This is a genomic window from Cupriavidus sp. UME77, from assembly GCF_014170355.1.
In the GTDB taxonomy this organism is placed as follows: Bacteria; Pseudomonadota; Gammaproteobacteria; order Burkholderiales; family Burkholderiaceae; genus Cupriavidus; species Cupriavidus basilensis.
Window position 1 is genome coordinate 1 of the sequence record NZ_LZZU01000036.1, and the last position, 18,503, is coordinate 18,503.

Here is an 18,503-nt window from a genome sequence, read left to right on the forward strand (position 1 = left end):
CTTGTTCTTCGTGGAACTCGGCGCGGCAATCAACGTGGCATCGACCACCGTGCCTTCCCTGAGCAGGAAGCCTTTGGCATTGAGTTGCTCGTTGACCGTGTTGAGAAACTGCTCGGCAAGCTGGTGTCGTTCGAGCAGATGCCGAAAGCGCAGGATGCTAACGCGGTCAGGCAGGCGGCTCATGCCGCCCAGGCCAGCGAATTCGCGGTACAGCGGCGTGTCATACAACGCTTCTTCCATCGCCACATCGCTCAGACCAAACCATTGCTGCATCAGGTGAATACGCAGCATCGCTGCGAGGGGAAACGGCCGGCGGCCCGTTGCCTTGGTCGGGGCGTGCGGCGCAATCAGCGTCAGAAACTCATCCCAAGGTACCGCGCGCTCCATCTCATCGAGAAACACGCGCTTGCGCGTGCGGCGGTTGCTCAGGTCCAGGCCAAGGTCAGTTTGTTTCATGCACTTATTGTCGCTGGAAAACCCCGCCATGAGCGCCCGGTCTGCGGCGAGTTTTGAACACCATCCCTAAGGAACTGCAGCGTGAATTGCTCTGAACTCGCGGGTGCGGTCTCCGCCCCGACATCGTCGCAAACTCTGCGCGTTGATTTTTACCTTGACCTGATTTGCCCCTGGTGCTGGATTGGGTTGCGAAATCTGCATTCGGCATGGGAGAGCCTTCGACAGAAGCATCCTGGATTGGTGCTGGAGACGATATGGCATGCCCATGCCTTACTGCCGCAGATCCCCGCGCAAGGCATTCCGTACCAAGCATTCTATGAAGCACGGCTTGGTAGCCAACGGGCCGTGGCGATGCGCCGCGCACAGATTCGCGCTGTGGCCGAATCGGTCGATCTATCGTTGAACTTCGAGAACATTGCGACCTTTCCGAATTCGGCGCTGGCATGTGCCTTGGTCAATGCGGCCCAGTCCAAACTGGCGCCGGTGGCCATGTACCAGTTGGTGGAGTCCATCTACCGCGCATTCTTCTCCCAAGGGCAAGACATCGGTTCAACAGAGACACTGCAGGCCTTGGCTCAAGCGTCTGGGTTCAGTTGGGACGGCAGTGCGTCCTCCCAACTTCAGCCTTCCATGGAAGCTGACCATGGAACAGGGGTTCCTCATCTCGTCTTCAATGGGCAGTGGCCGGTCACTGGCGCCGTTCCAGGCAGTGAGCTGGTTCACGTCATGCAGCAAGCGGTGGCGGCCAAGCTGGGCTAAGTCCAGCCTCTCCCACCGTTCAGCCAGCGGATTATTGTCATAAAAAGGCAAGTTCAAGGCGTGCAAGGTAAAGCGCGAAGTGGCGCCAGGCCAGATGATTCAATCGTCGCGAAGGACACTCTGATATCAACCGGTTAAGCCGCTTAAGCCGGTTAAAGGAGATACAAATGTACCTTCTGGACGACGTTTTTGTGCTGAGCGCAGCATCAATCCAAGCGGTTCCCGCTCGAGCATCACTGCTACCCGGGGAGAGGCCACAGTCGGCTTTCTCACGCTGCCTTTGGCAAATTTTCTGCAGCCTGACCAACCGTGCCACCATATTGATTCGTTCTTTGGCCAGATCAAGCGTGAAGCAAGGGCTGGCAAGCTGCAGGCGAACTGTGATCTTTGATACAGAACAGGAGACAACATGGCGAAAGTCGTTAAATTCTACGAAACGGGTGGGCCCGATGTCCTTCGTCTTGAGGACGTTGGCGTTGGTGACCCGGGACCGGGGGAGGTCCGCGTCCGCCATGTAGCCGTGGGCCTGAATTTTGCCGACACCTACTTCCGCGGTGGTACTTACAAGGTTCCGCTGCCCAGCGGCCTTGGCAACGAGGCGGCCGGCGTGGTCGAGGCCGTCGGTGCCGGCGTGACCCAATTGGCGGTCGGCGACCGCGTGACTTACACGGGCTTTATCAACACGCTGGGTGCCTACAGCACCGAGCGGCTGATTTCTGCCGCACTACTGATCAAGCTGCCGGAGGCCATCAGTTGCGAAGCTGCGGCGGCCATGACCATGCGGGGCTTGTCCGCCGCTTACCTGGTGCGCCGAATCTACCCTTTCAAGGCGGGCGACGCGGTGCTGCTGCATGCCGCAGCAGGCGGTGTTGGCCTGATCGTTTCGCAATGGGCCAAATTGCTCGGGCTGACGGTGATTGGCACGGTTTCGACCGATGCCAAGGCCGAAGTGGCGCGCGCCCACGGCTGTGATCACACGATCAACTACAGCCATGAGGATGTGGCCAAGCGTGTGCGGGAACTGACGGACGGAGTGGGTGTGTCCGTGGTCTTCGACAGTGTGGGCAAGGCCACCTTCATGTCCTCGCTGGACTCCCTCAAGCGCCGCGGGCTGATGGTCTGCGTCGGTACCGCCTCCGGCACGATTCCGCCGTTCGATCCGCAAATTCTCGCCCGCAAGGGCTCGCTGTACCTGACCCGCCCGGGCCTGGCCGATTACATTGCCGATCCGGCCGAAAAGGCGGAACTGGTCGATGAGCTATTCGGTCACGTGGCGGCAGGCCGCATCTGCATCGAGATCAATCAGCGTTATGCCTTGGAGGACGCCGAGCAGGCACATCGGGACCTGGAGGCTCGAAAGACCACGGGCTCGTCCATTTTCGTGATTTGAGTGTTCCCCTTCCTGGGAAACGCGAGCAGTCGGGCCGGTCTGGCCTTGAGAACGAAACCCAGTGATTTGGCAGTCGGGTCAGGTTGCCCAGGACCCGCTGCCGGTATGAATGCCACCGCCGCCTGGAATGCACGCATGGCTTCCGATCGTCTGCCGGCGACCTCCACCCTTCAGTTCTGAATGACTCAGCTTGGCTTGAACCCACTGGTTACGCCTTGACGGTGGCTCAACGGACAGGGGTGCGTTGTTGTCATGAATAGTTAAATTCGAGACATCCAATGTAAAGCGGGAAGTGGTGCGAGGCCGGATGATTCACTCGTCGTCCCCGACACTTGGACATCCACCGCTTTCGACATTCTCAATATTCTCACATCAACTTGGAGATCCATCATCATGAACTTCCTTGACGGCCACCTGTATCCCGAGAACCAGCAGCCTCTGATCATCACGGCCGCTCCCTATGCGCCGGGCTGGATTCCCTCGGACTTCCCGGAAGATATCCCTGTCACGATGGAGGAGCAGATCCAGAAGGCGGTGGATTGCTACGAAGCTGGCGCCACCGTGCTGCATCTGCATGTGCGTGAACCCGATGGCAAGGGCAGCAAGCGCCTGTCCATGTTCAATGAGCTGATCGCCGGGGTGCGCAAGGCCGTGCCCGAGATGGTCATCCAGGTGGGTGGCTCGATCAGCTTTGCGCCCGAGGACGATGGCTCCGCGGCGAAATGGCTCTCCGACGACACGCGGCATATGCTGGCCGAACTCGATCCGAAGCCCGACCAGGTGACGGTGACCGTCAACACCACGCAGATGAATGTGACAGAGCATGCTGGCCTGGATGACTTCAAGGGAGTTTCCCGGGGATTCCCGCACCTCTATGCGACCTACAAGGACATGATCGTGCCCTCGAACCCCAGCTGGGTCGAGGAGCATATCCGGCGCCTGACGGCCGCCGGCATCCAGAGTGAGTTCCAGTGCTACAACATCAACAGCTTTGAAACCATTGAGCGGATGATTCGCCGCGGCGTCTACAAGGGGCCCCTGGTGATGAACTGGGTGGCGATCAGCGGCGGCATGGACCAAGCGAACATCTACAACCTGGCTAACTTCCTGCGTGCCGCGCCCGACGGAGCGGTGATAACGGTGGAGAGTTCGGTGCTGAACGTGCTGCCCGTGAATATGATCGGTATTGCTTTGGGCCTGCATGTGCGGTGCGGCATCGAGGATGTACTCTGGAACCAGACCCGCACGGGAAAGATGTCCTCCGTCGAGCAGATCAAGCAATTGGTGCGTATCGCCGGCGAATTTGGTCGCCCCATCGCGACAGCGAAACAGGCACGAGAGATCATGCAGATCGGGGTCTTCTACGACACGGCGGAAGAGACGCTTCAGGCCAATGGGTTCGCGCCCAACCGTAACGGTGGCAATCAGGGATTCCTGCGCAAGCCGGCCTAAAGCCTGAGGGGGGCATCAATGCTATATGAGTCGTCCGGCATTTTCTCTGGGACTGACTCAAGCTGAGGTTGAAGTTCCCCCCCATCGACCGGACTCCTGACATCTCTCGATAAAGGCGTCGGTCATGATCCAAAAGGCAAGCAGCCTTACCCTCCCGAGGTTAGCCAACGAATCGTAGAGCTAGCCAAAGCCGGAGGCAGACCTTGCCGGATGCCGGTCGGTAGACCGGACATCCTGCCTGACGCAATCCAGGCTGTTCTGTGGTCCTAGACGATGACGGAATCGTTTACGTCTGCGATGGTCTTCGCACCAAGCATGGCCATGTTTCGATCGACCTCATCACGCAAGAGCGTGATGGCGTGGCGAACGCCTTCGGCTCCCCCAACGGCCGCCGCGTAGATAAAGGGTCGCCCCAGGAAGACAAAGCGGGCTCCTGATGCCAACGCTTTCAGAACATCACCGCCTCGCCGGATACCGCTGTCCATCATGACGGTTGTCTTGTGCGCGACTGCCTCACAAATCTCCGGCAATACAGCAAGCGGTTCCACGGCACCATCCAGTTGGCGCCCGCCGTGATTCGAGACAATGATGCCGTCTGCGCCCAAGGCGACAGCGCGCTTGGCGTCGGACGTATGCAAAATGCCCTTTATGACCAAGTTGCCGCGCCATCTTTGCCGGATTCGCTCGATATCCGTCCAGCTCAGGTGATCGCGCCCCGTCGTATCGCGAATCGCGGAGGCCGACAGGATCGGCGCGCCGCGAGACGCAAAAGAATTCTCGAAATGCGGCATTCCGCTAGAAATGAGCGTTCTGGCGAACGTCCCGGCCAGCCAACGCGGCCGAGACACTCCATCGAGCGCCAAGCGCACAGATGGTCGCAAAGGCAAAGAGAAGCCAGTGCGGACGTTATTCTCCCGGTTGGCCCAAACGGGAATATCAACCGTAAGGACAAGCGTGGCGAATCCGGCCGCTTCAATCCGCTCAATCAGGGCGTCCCTGCGTGCGGTGTCACCCGGCAGGTATGCCTGAAACCAGGTGCCTGGCGCGGCTGCGTGAACGTCTTCCATCGGAATCAGGGACGTGCCGCTCATGATTGCGGGTATCCGCTCTTCCCGCGCCGTTTGCGCGAGAACCACATCGCCGCGGTAAGCGGCGATCGCACTGATTCCAACGGGCGCCACGCCGAAGGGGGAAGCGTAACGTTGCCCAAAGATCTCAGTCGCTTGCGACCTTCCCGACACGTCGACAAGGACTTTGGGACGAAACCTGACCTCGTCGAATGCCGTCCTGTTCGCAGCAAGCGACTTTCCATCTTCCGCGGCGCCGGCAATATAGCCAAAGATCGGGCGCGGAAGCGCCCTCTTTGCCGCGACTTCAAAATCGGCCAGCGAGAGGATTGGTCGCAGTCGTCGATGAATCTGACTGTTGGCCCCATATGCCGGCTTGGCGGGCATTCCAGCGCTCGGAACGGCCTGGATATCTGCAACTTCTGTTTGAGATGTCATGTTGATTTGAAGCGTCAATCAGGCCCAACCGCTGTCACTATCAGCCACGCCGGATCACATTGATGATTAGGCGAACGTGCCTCGCTGGCGCATCAGCTCACGGAACAGCCCCTCATTTTTCTCGAACGGCGCACGCCCGTGGAGGTAGAAGTAGTTGTTCAGGACAACCAGATCGCCGACGGGCAGCGAAACTTCCTTTGTTCCCGGCGAAGCCTCCATGGACGTCGACAGGTCGTTGAGAAATGTAGCCTCCTCGCGATTGCGAGGCTGTACAAATTGATCGATGAATGACATCGACAGCCCAAACGCGTTCTGGAAGAAGAGCGGGCGTTCGACCCTATCGCTGACATTCTTGGAGCCAGGCGCCTTGTAGAGGAAAGGCTGCGTCCCGAGACGGTGACTGACAAACCGGTCACGCTCTTGCCAATCGTCCAGATGCAGGAATCGGGACTCGCCTCCACTTGCATTCTGTTCCGCGAACTTCATCATCAACAGCCAGTCCGTCGCTTCGGTGACGAAGGTGCCATCGGTGTGCATCGTGAAGAGTCGATAGGCCTGGCGCAGATAGGAGTCGCTATCGTCCGTGTGCTTGACCGCGAAGCGAGCATAGTAAGTGCCCGACATCGCATCGTGGTTGCCCGGGCCCAACAGGTGCCCAATGGCAGTCCCGAAGCGAACGAAATCGTCGGCGTCCGTCGTCAGTCCCTGGAGGCCCACCGTAAAGCCACCGTGCTGCCGGTCCTTCACAATGCGGTTGATGGTTGTCGCGAAGTCTTCGCCGACATGCTTCGCGAGTACATCCGCGAGCCCGTAGCGCATGAAGGGGACATACTCGAGGTTCTGGACATCGACCTTGCGTGCGTCATGCAGGAACGCAAGAAGGGCATTGCGCTCAACGGTCACATGCAGGATGCGATGGTGATCTGGGTGGGCAGAAAACTGGAAGCGGGACTCGTCATTGCTGGCAAGCACGGCCGCAGGAAGCGGGGCATTCATCGATCGTTCTCCGGGGTGTTGTATGACGCTATTTCATCTGGATTCTTTGATATGATCCAGATAGAAAACAGTAATCTTTGTTCCGAATTTGAGATTAAAAACATGATTGACGTTCGCCAGTTGCAGAGCTTCCTTGCCGTGGCGGAAGAGCTTCACTTTGCGAAGGCGGCAGATCGCCTGGGTGTCGCACAATCGGGGCTCAGCACCCAGATCCAACGCCTTGAGCAGGATTTGGGGGTCACGCTCTTGAACCGCAACAAAAGGAAGCCGGTGTCACTTACCGACGCGGGGCGCCTGTTCCATGCCGAGGCTGTCGCTGCGTTGCGGCACATTGAGCGAGCCGACCAGGTGGGACGCCTGGCTGCCCGAGGGCTGGCTGGCGTCATCCGGGTCGGCTACGTGGCATCTGGCGTAAGCAGCGGTCTTTTGTCCATGATGCTGAGCGAGTTCCGGAAATCACACGAGATGGTCCGGATCGAAGTCGTGCCAATGGAAACGCCAAGGCAGCTCGAAGCGCTCAGCGAAGGCCAGATTGATGTGGGAATTGTCAGGCCAAGACGACTTTATCCGGCGGGTGTGATCACGAAAGTCTTGCAGACTGAACGTCTACTGGCTGCAATGACAGCAAGCCATCCCCTTGCAAGGCGAGGGACTGTTTCAGCGCGCGCACTGGCAGATCAATCCTTCATCGTTCCGCAGTTTGCAGACGAGGAAGGCTTCGGGGATGCGCTAACCGCCCTGGGCAAAGCCGGTGGGTTCACGCCTCATCTGGAATATCGCGTCCAGGATTTCATCTCCGCAATCTGCCTCGCGTCCGCGGGATACGGAGTGGCCATCGTGCCTGAGTCAATGCAGAATTTCTCCCAGCCAGGCATTTTCTACACACAGATCGCCGACTTTAAATTCTCAGTGCACCTGGCGCTAGCGTATAGGCGTCGGGAAGTATCCCCGGCGGTACGAGCCTTTGTGCAACTTGGAACCGAGGCTCACAATGGCCGAGCAACGTAGACTCAGCAGCGCGCTCAGCCGCGTCGCGATTCCGCGAGGTAACACCATCTGCCGATGAGGAACACGGCGAAGGGCAGAATTGCCGCGAACGGTAGCCAGCGCAAGGCAACTTGAAGACCAACCGCATCCGCTACCATGCCGGTGATAAAGGGGCCTGCTGCGAGGCCCAGTATGTTGTTAAACAGCGTCAGAGTGGCAAATGCCGAGCCGTGAATGGCTGGCGGCGTGGCCCCGGCGATGATCGCGCTACATGTGCCGAACGAGCTGGCAAGGAAGAACACCCCGGGCGCAAGGAGCGCGAGTTGCAGATTACCCTGTGGCAAGCGGAGCGCGATCGCCAGCAGAACGCCTAACACGAGGCAATAGCCGATGGCCATGTTCCACCTCTTGAGCGACGAATCCCCGCTGATCCGATCGGTCATCACACCGCATATGAGTTGGCCAAGGCCGCTGACAAGGACCAGGCCGGCCGCCAGTGTGGCTGCTTCGCTGACAGGCATGCCCCAGTAGCGATTCAGGTAGCTGGGCAGCCACACGAACAGAGTGCCTTGAACGAATATCTGCAGGGCGCAACCGAGGTAGGCACAAAAGACGGAACGGGACGGAAACAGGCCAGAGAAAAACGCGCGCGGTGTCAGTTTCACATGCCCGTGGACCGGAGTTCCCTTTGCATTGTCCGGTTGCGCACTTGCGATTCTTTTCTCGGTGACCACGAAGAAATAAATGATCACCAGCACAAAACCGACGATCGCCATCAGGCCCATCGACCATCGCCATCCAAAGTGCGTCGCAATGATCCCGGAAAGCGAAACACCGAGCACGGACCCAAAGGCAGCGGCAGACGTGAAGCCGCCGGCAATGGTAGACCGCATGTGCCTTGGGAAGACGCTCACGAGCATAGCGAATCCGACACTTCCATAGGCAGCCTCGCCGACGCCAACGAACAAACGCGCAACGAACATCTCGTGATAGGTGCTGGCAATGGCGCACCCGAGCGTGGCAACACTCCACACGGCAACCATTAGTGCAATGCTTTTGACGCGCCCCCAACGGTCCGCGATGATGGAGAACGGCAGGGTCAGCACACCGACCATCAACGGCACCACGCTGCTGATCGAGCCGAGCTGTGTATCGGAAATCTGCCACTGCACTTTCAAGAGCGGAAACAAGGCATTGATCGCCTGCCGCGACATGTAGTCAGACAGTAACAGGCAGAACATCAATGCAAATACCACCCACGCGTAGGGGCGCGCACCAGTGGTAGCCGCTGCCGGCCCAGCCGGCATTGCGTTACTCGTAGACATGTTCAATTTTTGTCTCCTTATGACTTCTTGCATCGGATCATCTAGGATGGCGCTACTTCCCGCTTTACCTTGCATGCCTTGAACTTGGCTATTTATGACAGTCATCCGCAGGCGCAGCGGAGCCCTGGTCGGGGCCCGCCTGCACGCTCTGGAGATCTGAGCAGGGTTTTCCCTTTGCTTGCGCGAGTTGGTAATAACTTGTCGTGAACGGTCAAGCCGGTTGGCCCGGTGCGGTCCGAGAATAGACGAACAAGCCTTTCTAAACACGCAAAGCATCGCAATCGAAATCAAAAGGGGTAGACATGAAGAAGCAGGCCAATCACTTGGGGTGGCGCGGTTGCGCCTTGGTAATCGGTGTTGGTGTCGCCGGGGGCATGTCCGTGGCCCAGGCCCAGGAGGCTTGGCCCAGCAAGCCGATCCGTCTGGTGGTGGCGGGGCCTGCCGGCGGCAGTGCGGACGCGTTGGCTCGGCTGCTTGCGCAAGGCCTGCGGCAAAAATTGAGCAAGCCCGTCATCGTAGAAAACAAGGCGGGTGCCGCCGGTGCGCTGGCGATCAGCGATTTGCAGTCCAACGGCAAGGATGGCTATACCTTCCTGGTTATCCAGGGCGGTGTCGTGAGCGAAGCGCCGTTGGCCTACAAGGTCCACTACAAGCCTTTTACGGACCTGAAGCCCCTGGCCCAGATCAGTCGCACGGGGCTGGTGCTGGTTGCCAACAAGGATGTGCCCATCTTGAACCTGAAGCAGTTGGTGGACTATGGCAAGTCGCAAAAGGACGGCCTTGTTTTCGCTTCCTACGCTACAGGATTGAAGGGCCACACCTCCGGCATACTGCTGGGGCAGCTCACGCATGTGCCAATGCGGCATGTGGGCTACAAAGGCTCTCCTCCGGCGCTGAACGACCTGATGGGTGGCCATGTGCCCCTGATGTTCGATGGGGTGACCACCTCTTTGCCGCTGATAAAAGCGGGAAAGATCAAAGCGATTGCGTTGAACTATCCGACCCGGATTGCCGAATTGCCGGATGTACCGACTTTCAAGGAGCTCGGTTACCCGCAACTGGCGCAAGCCGGGTGGTTCGCAGTGTGGTCCCGCCCGGATGTCGCTCCGGCAGTCCAGGAGAAAATCCGCGAGATAACACTGGCGTACTTCAGGCAGGCCGCAGTGCAGAACCGCGTCAAGGACATGGGGATGGAGCAGGGGGGCGCCGCTACGTCGGACGAGTTGATGGCGGACCTGAAGCAGGCATACGAGCAACAGGCCGCGCTGCTGAAGTCCATTAACTACCAGCCAGATCAATAAAGGACTATTCTGCGCAAACTCGCCATTGCAGTCTGGATGGCCTTTGCGCAGTCATTGGCCAATGATTGCGGCATCGTCGTTCCGGCTCGTCCGTCAGTTAAGCAGACGGATCGCGGTCGTTGAGTCTGGCTGATCATCTTTAGCGGGCGCTGCCGTCTTCAAATCCCGCAGGCCCGCTCATTGTTTTCCCGGCCGGTGACATTCCGCCGTGGGTTCGGTCACGCGAGTTCGCGAATGAACTCTTTGGCTTGCGGCCACGCACCATAGCCTGACGCGGGATTCAGATGCCCGACCTCGCCGAGTTCGACAAAGCGGCTGCCCCACCCCTTCGCCAGGCCACGGGCACGATCGAGACGCGTCAGGGGATCGTTGCTGCTTGCCGCAACGATGCTCCGAAACGGCAATGTGCCGCGAGGGATCGGCAGCCAGCCGTGGTCGCTCAGCGTGCCGAGCGTCGGATAGCCTGCCGGCATGGCCGTTTCAAGGTCCGCGGGCGCCGCGAGCAGCGCGCCAAGGATCTCGCGTGTGGGGCCTCGGGCTGCCCAATGGGCTACCATCATGGCGCCTGCGCTGTGCGCCACGATGATCACTGGCCCCTCGATGGTGGCCAAGGCGCGATCGATTGCGTCGACGCGGGTAGCGCAACTCAGCTTGTCTTGCTCAAGCGGAGCGACGCTGACGACGCGAGGCAGCGTTGCCGCCAGCAGGGTTTGCCAGTGTTCCGGCACATGGTCGCGCAGGCCAGGAACGATGAGGACGGTCGGTGCCGTGGAGGTCATGTCGATCTTTCAGTAAGGCGCGTCACCAATGATGGCGGTACGCTCCATCTTTCGGTGGCACGGTGGGTAATCCATCACTGCGTAGTGCTGGGTTGAACGGTTGTCCCAGAACGCGACGCTGTTCTTCTTCCAACGAAAACGTACTTGGTATTCGGGGATGTTGGCCTGGCTGACCAGGTAGCTAAGCAAATTGGCTGCACCCGGCGCCTTGTCCAACCCGAAGCGCACGTTGGCCGGCACATTGAAATTGGTGAAGTGCGTCGTAAAGCTCCCATTGACGAACAGCACTTTCTCCCCGGTTTCGGGATGGATGCGCACAACCGGGTGTTCGGCATCCGGGTACTGAGCCTTCAGCGCAAGGCGCTTTTCGATCGGCATCGCGGCACCGAAGCTCGCCTCGATGCTGTGGCGCGCGCGCAATGAGGCGATCTTCGTCTTGATATCCTCGGGCAACTGGTTGTAAGCCTCGACCATGTTGACCCACATCGTGTCACCGCCCACAGGCGGGCATTCGACGCAGCGCAGCACGCAGCCCATCGGAGGCTTTTCGCGCCAGGTGGCATCGGTATGCCAGGAATTCTCGTTGCGTTCTGGCGGGCTGTCCGGGGTCTTATAGATCTGAACCAGTCCTGGGTAATCGGGATGGCTGCCTACCACTGGATGATCCTCCAGCTCACCAAAGCGGCGCGCAAAGGCCACGTGCTGCGCGCGCGTGATGTCCTGGTCGCGGAAGAACACCACGCGATGCTTCAGGAGCAGCGCCCGAATCTCCGCCATCTGTTGGTCGTCCTCGGCAGCCGCGCCCAGGTTGACGTTGCTGAGTTCCGCACCGATCGTGCAGGTAATAGGCTCGACCCGGATCGAGTTGCCTAGAGAGGTTGCGCGGACCACTGCGGGTGCCGCCGTGAGGTGTTGAATCATGAGCGTGTCTCCGATTGTCGGTTAGGCCGATCGATCATTGCGAGTCTGGATGTCGCGGGTATCTCCCGCTTGACAGTACATGACAGGCATTTATCATTCCATGTCAATGTCCTACTCAGTACTCTAATGTCGTCACTTGTCCGCGCCGCGGCCCTCACCAACTACAGCGAGGTCGCTCGAGCTGCCGGACTGGACCCGGTGCGGATGCTCTTTGACGCAGGGTTGAGCCCGAGCGTACTGTGCGAGCCGGACATCATGATTCCGGTCGAGCGTGTCGGAAGGCTGCTTCAGGCGTCCGCAACCATGTCGGGCAACGAGAGTTTCGGACTGTGCATGGCCGAGTCGCGCCTATTGTCCAATCTTGGAGCGGTAGGGCTGCTGATCCGCGACCAGGCGACGCTGCGTGAGTCGCTCCACATGCTGATGCGCTATCAAGCGTCGCTCAACAGTGCGCTGTCGCTGGCGATTGAGGAGTGCGATGGACTGGTCATTATTCGCGAGGTGGTAGTGGCTGGCAGTGCACATCAGCCCACGCGTCAAAGGGTTGAGCTGGCGCTCGGGGTCATGGTGCGGTTGATCCGTCAGCTCCACAAGCCCGACTGGGAGCCGCGGCGTGTGTGCTTTGAGCACCCCGCGCCGCGCGACCTGAGTACGCACCGGCGGTTTTTCGGCCCTTGCGTCGAATTCGACTATGACTTCAACTGCATTATCTGCGCAAAGGCCGATCTCGATGCACGCAACCCGTCCGCGGATCCGGCTATGGGGCGTTACGCGCAGCGGCTGATAGACGCGTCGGCCATGTCGCAGCAGGCGACAATGCTTGAAGATGTGCGGCGCATGATCCTGCTGCTGTTGCCCAGCGGGCGCTGCAGCATCGAACAGGTTGCGGAGCACCTGGGCGTGGTGTGCCGCACGGTCCAGCGCCGGCTGGCGGAACAGGGGCAGAGCTTCTCGTCGATCGTTAACGACATCCGTACGGAACTCGCCATACGCCATGTCACCGAGAGCGATCGTCCGTTGACGGAGGTGGCGACCCTGCTTGGTTTTTCCGCGCCGAGCGGATTCTCGCGCTGGTATCACGTGCAATTTGGCTGCAGCCCCAAGGAGAGCAGGGCTGCTCGCGGCACATTGCGTCGGCAGACGGCACCGACCTGAGCATAACCCTGACAGGGCGTCAGCCGCGTCAGGCCATGTCATGTCCGGATGCACTCTTTGCCAGATTCGGATGCCTCACGTCTTCAGTCTTGCCAGCCACACGGCGCGTGGTGATTTGGCCTTCGAGCAACCTTCAGTAACCCCACCGGCTCTGCGCAACCCCCTGTAGAACCAATGCGGACTTGATTTTTATATTGTCGACAAAAATAGACTGCCGTATCATGAAGACGTTGCGCCTTTCCCGGAGTGCAGTCGGAAAGAGCCGCGCATGCTTTGGATGCCAAGGCGACAAGCTTCCATGTTCGGCGGGCCGTGCCCGCAGCCTTGGGCGAGGGGGATAGCACAATGAAGGACGATCAGTCAGCAGGCAATGGTCCGTACCTTGATCGGATGGGCTCGGCGATCTGCATGGGATTCTGCTGGCTCGCCGAGCGGCTCTCCTATGCGACGGCAGCGATGCTGTTGACCGATCTGATTGCGTGGGAAAATGACGGGTACATCGTGCGCAAATACCTGAACATCGATGCGCTTCCCGGATCCGACGAGTAGACGCGCTGGTTAAGCCCGTGGATTGAATCCAAGGATAGAAATCCGGTTCTGCTTCCCCTATCTCTGCCCCGGCGTGCGGCACCAATGTTCCAGCGGTGGCCCGATGTCCCGGGGGCCTGTAGCGCGCCTGCAAGGACGTCGTCCTGTGCAGGCCCTTGTTTCTTGGGGACGCGTGCAACTGCCTGGGGCAATGGCCCAGTTGGCTCCGCCAGTATCCCCAATCTGCCCGATTCGCCACGTAAGGTAAGATCTTGGGCGCTGCAGGCGGTGGAGTGCCGACCAAGGGCAGCACCCGACCCGTTCCCCAATCATCGGAAGGACTTACCATTCATGGGCAGGCTCAAGACTACCAACACGCCGGAATTGCAGTCGCTGCTTGCACCGCAAACACCGCAGAATCCGGTCACGCTGGCTGTCGAGCAGGCGCTTATGCATGGACGCGACTGGTCGGCATCCGTAGCCGACCAGATTGCGGTACGGCTGGCGGGCCTGATTACGATCGACGTGATCCACGCAGGCCAGCGCTTGCTGGAGAAAGACATCAGCGAGGTCCTGGCGGTCAGCCGCGCTCCTGTGCGCGAGGCCTTGCGCATCCTGGAGCGGGAGCGGTTGATTGAGTTCCGTCCCCGGCGCGGCGCCATCGTCACTGAGCCCAATGCCCAGGACCTGCGGGATATCTACGTCGTGCGGGACGCGCTGTTCGAGATCCTGCTCAGGCAGTTGATGGAAGAGCGCGCGGACGCGCTGGAAGCGTTGTTCGAGCAGTTCATTCCGCAGTTCAGCAAGGCCGCCGAGGAATCGGTAGACGCCTATATCAGCGTGACCTTCCTGGCAAACATGGCCATGGCAGATCTGTCCAGCAACCGGCTGGTAGGGGAGGTGCTGAACTCGATCTCGCTGCGGGTCCTGCGCTATGTGCGGCTGGGACTCGCATCCCATCCCGGCTCGCTGGAGAATTCCTTCAAGACCTGGCGTGCTCTGCAGCGCGCTGTCACCAAGCGGGACATCGAAGCGGTCTTGCAGACCGCGCACAAGCGCATCGGAAATTCCCGCGAAGCTGCCGTCCGTGCTCTGTCATCCGGCGTCCAGAAAGGCAAGGGCGGCGCTGCCGGCCGCAGCGCTGTGTCGGCGTAGGCCTTCCAAGCTCGCGCGGGCAAGACTGCCCGCCATGGCTCCCCAGTTTCCTCCCAGTAGACAGCGACCAGCGAAGGCCGCGATATCTGCTCGCGAGCATGGCTCCCGTGAGGCTGCGGCCGTCCCGCCGGAAGAAATCGGCGCGGTTTAGCAGAGTCTCAAGCGCCGCTGCGTGCCGAACAGGGCTTTGCCCGATTCGGCTTCCCCAGAACGGCACGGGCTCCTCGGCGCCGGCAAGACCGGCTGCTCAAACACCTGCTGCGCACGCGGGAGAACGAGCCGAAGCACCTGCCGATGCGCGCCACCTCACGGCAACCTCCCAACGACTCAGCACAGCAGTGACCGCGCGGTCGCCTCATAGCCGCGCGAGGGCCAGTTGCGCGCGCTCGCTGCGTTCATCGCATTTCAGGTCAATGTTATTTATGTCGACAAGAAAGATTTCTGGCTGATATGATTGCCTGCACCCGAGGCCGGAATAGGGCGTTGATCGGTAAAGGAAAGCGACTGAAGCGCGTTGGCTGTGATCGAACTCATGATGACGATCGAACAAGATGTCCCGCGCGGAGTAGGGGGGACGGGTCAACGAGGACGCCAGGGGTGCAAAAATAAACCAAAGGAGAAGAGGCAATGGGATTATTCAGCCAGCGGAGCAAGATTCATGGTGCACTCATCGCCGCGGGCGCAATCTGCACCGGCGGCGCACACGCACAGAGCGGCGTGACGCTTTATGGTGTGGCGGATATGAACGTCGAGTTTGCTAGCCATGTCGGCGCCGTGCCCAATGCAGCCAACAAATTCAATGCGGGCCCGTCAAACAATGTCTACCGAATGGACTCTGGCGGCCTGTCTGGATCGCGTTGGGGCTTGCGCGGCGTGGAAGAACTCGGTAACGGGCTGAGTTCCATTTTTGTCTTGGAAAGCGGCTTTAACCTGGACACCGGCACGTCGCAGCAGGGCGGCCGCTTGTTCGGTCGCCAAGCCTATGTGGGCATGCAAAGCTCGCGGTTTGGCCAACTGACCTTTGGCCGTCAGTACACTTCGATGTTCGAAGGCCTCGCAAACTTTGTACCCGCAGCCTTTGCCACGCAGTATGAACCGATCGTGATGCTGACAGGCGCGAACTTCCGCGAGGACAATACCATCAAGTACACCGGTCGCTTCGGCCCGGTCACCGCTCTGGCACACTGGTCCTTCGGTACCGGCCTGGCATTGCCGACGACGGTGGCCAATGGTCCGCTTCTGGGGGGTAATGGTGAAGTCCCGGGCCAGTTCCGTCGCGATACCGCCTATGGTGCGGCCTTAACCTACATTGCCGGCGCTGTCGGCGTGGCTGTGGCTTACGACCAGTTCAACCCCACTGTGTCGAACCCCTTGAACGCGGCTGTCCTCGGGAGCGGAAATTTCAAGAAGGCGACGATCGCGGGAAGCTATGCGTTTGGCCCTGCAAAGATCATGGGCGGCTACCGCTGGGGTCAGAACAAGGATCAGAATGGCGGCCTGCTTGAACGTGACGACCTCTACTGGATCGGCGCCAACTACCAGGTGACGCCGGCGCTTGGCCTGACGCTCGAATACAACTATGACCACGTCAAGCGCTTCTTCGCGAACACATCGACCCCGAACCCGTGGCAAGTTGCTTTCATCGCCGACTACGCCCTCTCCAAGCGGACTGATGTCTACTTGACCACGGCATATGCAAAGAACGCGGGCCTGGGACTGGATTCCGCGATGATTGCCTACGCGAACAGCCTTTCCCTGGGCAATAGCTACACACTTGCCAGCGGCCAAAGCAATATGCTCGGTGTCGCCGCGGGTATTCGCCACAAGTTCTGAGAACCTGTCGGAAAATTCACTGCAGAGGTGTTCTGAAGGGCGGATGTAACGTCTGGTTAGACCAAGTTGAAGGGTTACGGCTTGCGCTCAACCCTGTCAGCTCGGATGAGCTCAATTCTGTTGTCCAGTGGTGCAGGTCAATCTGCTTAGCTACGGGCCAGGACAGTGCGCCTGCAATTCGGCAAAGTTCAGCCGAAAGCAGGCATGCATCCGAATCAGACAACGCGCGTCCGACCCGGCGCCACTCAGGGCGGTAACAGCGCGGCGTGGGCGGCGGCGAGAACCTCGCGATTCAAACCTTCGAGCAACCCTGACGCTGCGCGTGCATGCTGCCAGTGTAGCGGTACATCAAGCGGGGTGTCCGGCACCAGTTCGACCAATGAGCCGTCCTCAAGATGAGGGGCGATCAGTGCCTCCGGATGCAAGCCCCAGCCCATGCCAGCCAATGCTGTGGTGACAAAGGCGTGGGACGAAGGCAACGTGTGCCGGGGAAGCTCCACGTGCCGATGGCACAAACGCCGCACCCACCGCGCCTGCAACTCATCTTTGGTGTTGAACATCAGGCTGGGCGCCAGCGCCAGGCTGCCAGCGCCCACGCCATCGCCGAAATGGCGTTGGATAAAAGCCGGGCTGGCGGCCGCCAGGTAGCGCATGGAGCCGAGCGGACGACTGTTGCAGCCAGCGGCAGGACGGGCTGTGGCTGTTACGGCGGCCAGCACTGCGCCGCTGCGCAACCACTCTGTGGTGTGGTCCTGGTCGTCCACCGCCACCTCCATCAACACGGGACTTTCTGCAGCGAAGGCGGCGATGGCCGGCGCGACCCAGGTGGCCAGGCTGTCGGCATTGACCGCAATGGGTAGGGCTACCCGTGCCATGCCCTCGGGGGCAAGCGCTGGTAGAGCCCCTTGCAACTCCTGCTCGAGCAGCCGCACACGGTCAATGTGCTGGCAAAGCCGGCGGCCCGTCTCCGTGGCCCGGCAGGGCTGATCGCGTACCACCAGCGCGCAGCCTACGCGCTCCTCCAGCAGCCGAACGCGCTGCGAAATTGCCGATGGCGTCACATGGAGTGCGCGGGCTGCCCGCTCGAAGCTGCCCTCCCTAACCACGGTAGCCAAGGCGGACAGAGCGGAGTAGTCAAGCATCAGATTAGTTAAACTAAAGTAAGTTAAGAAAAGGTAGTTTGTCTTCATTTGCTAACGCAGGCAAGCTAGATGCATGAACACTTCGCTTGCCTTATCCGTTTCCCTCCAAGGCCTGGCCCTGAGCCTGGGGCTCATTGTGGCCATCGGCGCACAGAATGCATTCGTACTGCGCCAGGGGCTGCGTCGTGAGCATGTGGGCAGCGTGGTGCTGCTGTGCGCCACGGCGGACGCGTTGCTGATAGCAGCGGGTGTCATGGGCATGGCCCAGGCATTGGGGGAGCGCCCCGGTCTCGCGCGTGTCCTGGCGCTGGCCGGTGCCGTCTTCCTGGCGGTATATGGATGGCAGGCGCTGCGCCGTGCTCGGCATGCTCATCCATTGAAAGCACCCGACGGTGGGAAGGGGCTCAGCAGGGGGGGCGCGTTGGCTCAGGCAGCGGCGTTCACGCTGCTCAATCCTCATGTTTATCTGGATACGGTGCTGCTGGTGGGCAGCATCGGTGCCCAGCAACCGGCGGCGCTGCGAGGCTGGTTCGTGGCTGGCGCCAGTTTTGCCAGCCTGCTCTGGTTCGGGCTTCTGGGCTTTGGCGCCCGCTGGCTGGCGCCGTGGTTCGCCCGGCCGAGGGCTTGGCAGGTGCTGGACGGTCTCATCTGTATGACCATGTTTGTCCTGTCCGGTCTGCTGGTGCAGCACGTACTTCGAGGATTGTGAGGTGCTTTCGGGGGCGTCGAATAGGTAGCGGCCTTGGCTGCAGCGGCGCTTTGTCCCACAGGTCACCTCGCCCAACCCGTCGCACAAAGGTGTTGGTAAGCGGGCCTTGA

17 protein-coding genes are annotated in these 18,503 nt (G+C 60.2%); 10 read left to right on the forward strand and 7 right to left on the reverse strand.

Translation table 11 applies throughout. The features are described from left to right. Nucleotides 1-456, reverse strand: a 456-nt coding sequence (locus A9975_RS13740) for an IS5 family transposase (protein ID WP_183033265.1), incomplete at its 3' end; no start/stop codon positions are given. Between the two features lie 81 nt (nucleotides 457-537). Here A9975_RS13740 and A9975_RS13745 point away from each other — a divergent pair. The 3 genes from A9975_RS13745 to A9975_RS13755 all read left to right on the forward strand — a co-directional run bounded on the left by A9975_RS13745 (nucleotide 538) and on the right by A9975_RS13755 (nucleotide 4,057). Beyond that, on the forward strand, nucleotides 538-1,215 hold the full coding sequence (locus tag A9975_RS13745) for a DsbA family protein (RefSeq protein WP_183033266.1): 678 nt from the start codon (nucleotides 538-540) through the stop codon (nucleotides 1,213-1,215). Nucleotides 1,216-1,624: 409 nt separating this feature from the next. Beyond that, on the forward strand, nucleotides 1,625-2,605 hold the full coding sequence (locus A9975_RS13750; RefSeq protein WP_183033267.1) for a quinone oxidoreductase: 981 nt from the start codon (nucleotides 1,625-1,627) through the stop codon (nucleotides 2,603-2,605). A gap of 393 nt (nucleotides 2,606-2,998) precedes the next feature. Further along, nucleotides 2,999-4,057, forward strand: coding sequence for a 3-keto-5-aminohexanoate cleavage protein (locus A9975_RS13755; RefSeq protein ID WP_183033268.1), 1,059 nt, complete (start codon nucleotides 2,999-3,001; stop codon nucleotides 4,055-4,057). Between the two features lie 266 nt (nucleotides 4,058-4,323). Here A9975_RS13755 and A9975_RS13760 read toward each other — a convergent pair whose 3' ends face one another. Beyond that, nucleotides 4,324-5,562 carry an alpha-hydroxy acid oxidase gene (locus A9975_RS13760; protein ID WP_183033269.1) on the reverse strand — a complete coding sequence of 413 codons (1,239 nt, stop codon included), beginning with the start codon at nucleotides 5,560-5,562 and terminating at the stop codon, nucleotides 4,324-4,326. Nucleotides 5,563-5,628: 66 nt separating this feature from the next. After that, nucleotides 5,629-6,465, reverse strand: coding sequence for a glutarate dioxygenase GlaH (gene glaH, locus A9975_RS13765; protein ID WP_370564581.1), 837 nt, complete (start codon nucleotides 6,463-6,465; stop codon nucleotides 5,629-5,631). On the opposite strand from glaH, the gene A9975_RS13770 reads away from it, so the two are divergent. Further along, nucleotides 6,427-7,566: a LysR family transcriptional regulator gene (locus A9975_RS13770; protein ID WP_255503205.1), complete on the forward strand. Its 1,140-nt coding sequence runs from the start codon at nucleotides 6,427-6,429 to the stop codon at nucleotides 7,564-7,566. The genes glaH and A9975_RS13770 overlap by 39 nt on opposite strands. A 14-nt stretch (nucleotides 7,567-7,580) precedes the next feature. Here A9975_RS13770 and A9975_RS13775 read toward each other — a convergent pair whose 3' ends face one another. Next, nucleotides 7,581-8,870: an MFS transporter gene (locus A9975_RS13775; RefSeq protein ID WP_255503208.1), complete on the reverse strand. Its 1,290-nt coding sequence runs from the start codon at nucleotides 8,868-8,870 to the stop codon at nucleotides 7,581-7,583. Between the two features lie 302 nt (nucleotides 8,871-9,172). On the opposite strand from A9975_RS13775, the gene A9975_RS13780 reads away from it, so the two are divergent. Beyond that, on the forward strand, nucleotides 9,173-10,171 hold the full coding sequence (locus tag A9975_RS13780) for a tripartite tricarboxylate transporter substrate binding protein (protein WP_183033271.1): 999 nt from the start codon (nucleotides 9,173-9,175) through the stop codon (nucleotides 10,169-10,171). A gap of 218 nt (nucleotides 10,172-10,389) precedes the next feature. Here A9975_RS13780 and A9975_RS13785 read toward each other — a convergent pair whose 3' ends face one another. Both A9975_RS13785 and A9975_RS13790 read right to left on the reverse strand, forming a co-directional pair. Continuing rightward, on the reverse strand, nucleotides 10,390-10,950 hold the full coding sequence (locus tag A9975_RS13785; RefSeq protein ID WP_183033272.1) for an alpha/beta hydrolase: 561 nt from the start codon (nucleotides 10,948-10,950) through the stop codon (nucleotides 10,390-10,392). Between the two features lie 9 nt (nucleotides 10,951-10,959). Then, on the reverse strand, nucleotides 10,960-11,871 hold the full coding sequence (locus A9975_RS13790) for a TauD/TfdA family dioxygenase (RefSeq protein WP_183033273.1): 912 nt from the start codon (nucleotides 11,869-11,871) through the stop codon (nucleotides 10,960-10,962). Between the two features lie 126 nt (nucleotides 11,872-11,997). On the opposite strand from A9975_RS13790, the gene A9975_RS13795 reads away from it, so the two are divergent. From A9975_RS13795 to A9975_RS13810, 4 genes are all read left to right on the forward strand, one after another. Next, nucleotides 11,998-13,026, forward strand: coding sequence for an AraC family transcriptional regulator (locus A9975_RS13795; protein ID WP_183033274.1), 1,029 nt, complete (start codon nucleotides 11,998-12,000; stop codon nucleotides 13,024-13,026). Nucleotides 13,027-13,371: 345 nt separating this feature from the next. Continuing rightward, on the forward strand, nucleotides 13,372-13,575 hold the full coding sequence (locus A9975_RS13800; protein WP_174424987.1) for a hypothetical protein: 204 nt from the start codon (nucleotides 13,372-13,374) through the stop codon (nucleotides 13,573-13,575). Nucleotides 13,576-13,905: 330 nt separating this feature from the next. After that, entirely contained in the window at nucleotides 13,906-14,709 is an 804-nt protein-coding gene (locus A9975_RS13805; RefSeq protein ID WP_183033275.1) for a GntR family transcriptional regulator, read from the forward strand. A gap of 627 nt (nucleotides 14,710-15,336) precedes the next feature. Beyond that, entirely contained in the window at nucleotides 15,337-16,542 is a 1,206-nt protein-coding gene (locus A9975_RS13810; RefSeq protein ID WP_183033276.1) for a porin, read from the forward strand. Between the two features lie 245 nt (nucleotides 16,543-16,787). On the opposite strand, the gene A9975_RS13815 is transcribed toward A9975_RS13810, so the two are convergent. Beyond that, entirely contained in the window at nucleotides 16,788-17,684 is an 897-nt protein-coding gene (locus A9975_RS13815; RefSeq protein WP_183033301.1) for a LysR family transcriptional regulator ArgP, read from the reverse strand. A gap of 73 nt (nucleotides 17,685-17,757) precedes the next feature. On the opposite strand from A9975_RS13815, the gene A9975_RS13820 reads away from it, so the two are divergent. Continuing rightward, a complete protein-coding gene (locus tag A9975_RS13820) occupies nucleotides 17,758-18,393 on the forward strand; it encodes a LysE/ArgO family amino acid transporter (protein WP_183033277.1) in 636 nt (211 codons plus the stop codon). Nucleotides 18,394-18,503 lie beyond the last annotated feature (110 nt).

Coding starts and splice junctions, on each gene's coding strand:
- A9975_RS13750 (WP_183033267.1), top strand. CDS start 1,625: ATGGCGAAAGTCGTTAAATTCTACGAAACGGGTGGGCCCGATGTCCTT.
- A9975_RS13755 (WP_183033268.1), top strand. CDS start 2,999: ATGAACTTCCTTGACGGCCACCTGTATCCCGAGAACCAGCAGCCTCTG.
- A9975_RS13760 (WP_183033269.1), bottom strand. CDS start 5,562: ATGACATCTCAAACAGAAGTTGCAGATATCCAGGCCGTTCCGAGCGCT.
- A9975_RS13770 (WP_255503205.1), top strand. CDS start 6,427: ATGCAGGAACGCAAGAAGGGCATTGCGCTCAACGGTCACATGCAGGAT.
- A9975_RS13775 (WP_255503208.1), bottom strand. CDS start 8,870: ATGTCTACGAGTAACGCAATGCCGGCTGGGCCGGCAGCGGCTACCACT.
- A9975_RS13780 (WP_183033271.1), top strand. CDS start 9,173: ATGAAGAAGCAGGCCAATCACTTGGGGTGGCGCGGTTGCGCCTTGGTA.
- A9975_RS13785 (WP_183033272.1), bottom strand. CDS start 10,950: ATGACCTCCACGGCACCGACCGTCCTCATCGTTCCTGGCCTGCGCGAC.
- A9975_RS13790 (WP_183033273.1), bottom strand. CDS start 11,871: ATGATTCAACACCTCACGGCGGCACCCGCAGTGGTCCGCGCAACCTCT.
- A9975_RS13795 (WP_183033274.1), top strand. CDS start 11,998: ATGTCGTCACTTGTCCGCGCCGCGGCCCTCACCAACTACAGCGAGGTC.
- A9975_RS13800 (WP_174424987.1), top strand. CDS start 13,372: ATGAAGGACGATCAGTCAGCAGGCAATGGTCCGTACCTTGATCGGATG.
- A9975_RS13805 (WP_183033275.1), top strand. CDS start 13,906: ATGGGCAGGCTCAAGACTACCAACACGCCGGAATTGCAGTCGCTGCTT.
- A9975_RS13810 (WP_183033276.1), top strand. CDS start 15,337: ATGGGATTATTCAGCCAGCGGAGCAAGATTCATGGTGCACTCATCGCC.
- A9975_RS13815 (WP_183033301.1), bottom strand. CDS start 17,684: ATGCTTGACTACTCCGCTCTGTCCGCCTTGGCTACCGTGGTTAGGGAG.
- A9975_RS13820 (WP_183033277.1), top strand. CDS start 17,758: ATGAACACTTCGCTTGCCTTATCCGTTTCCCTCCAAGGCCTGGCCCTG.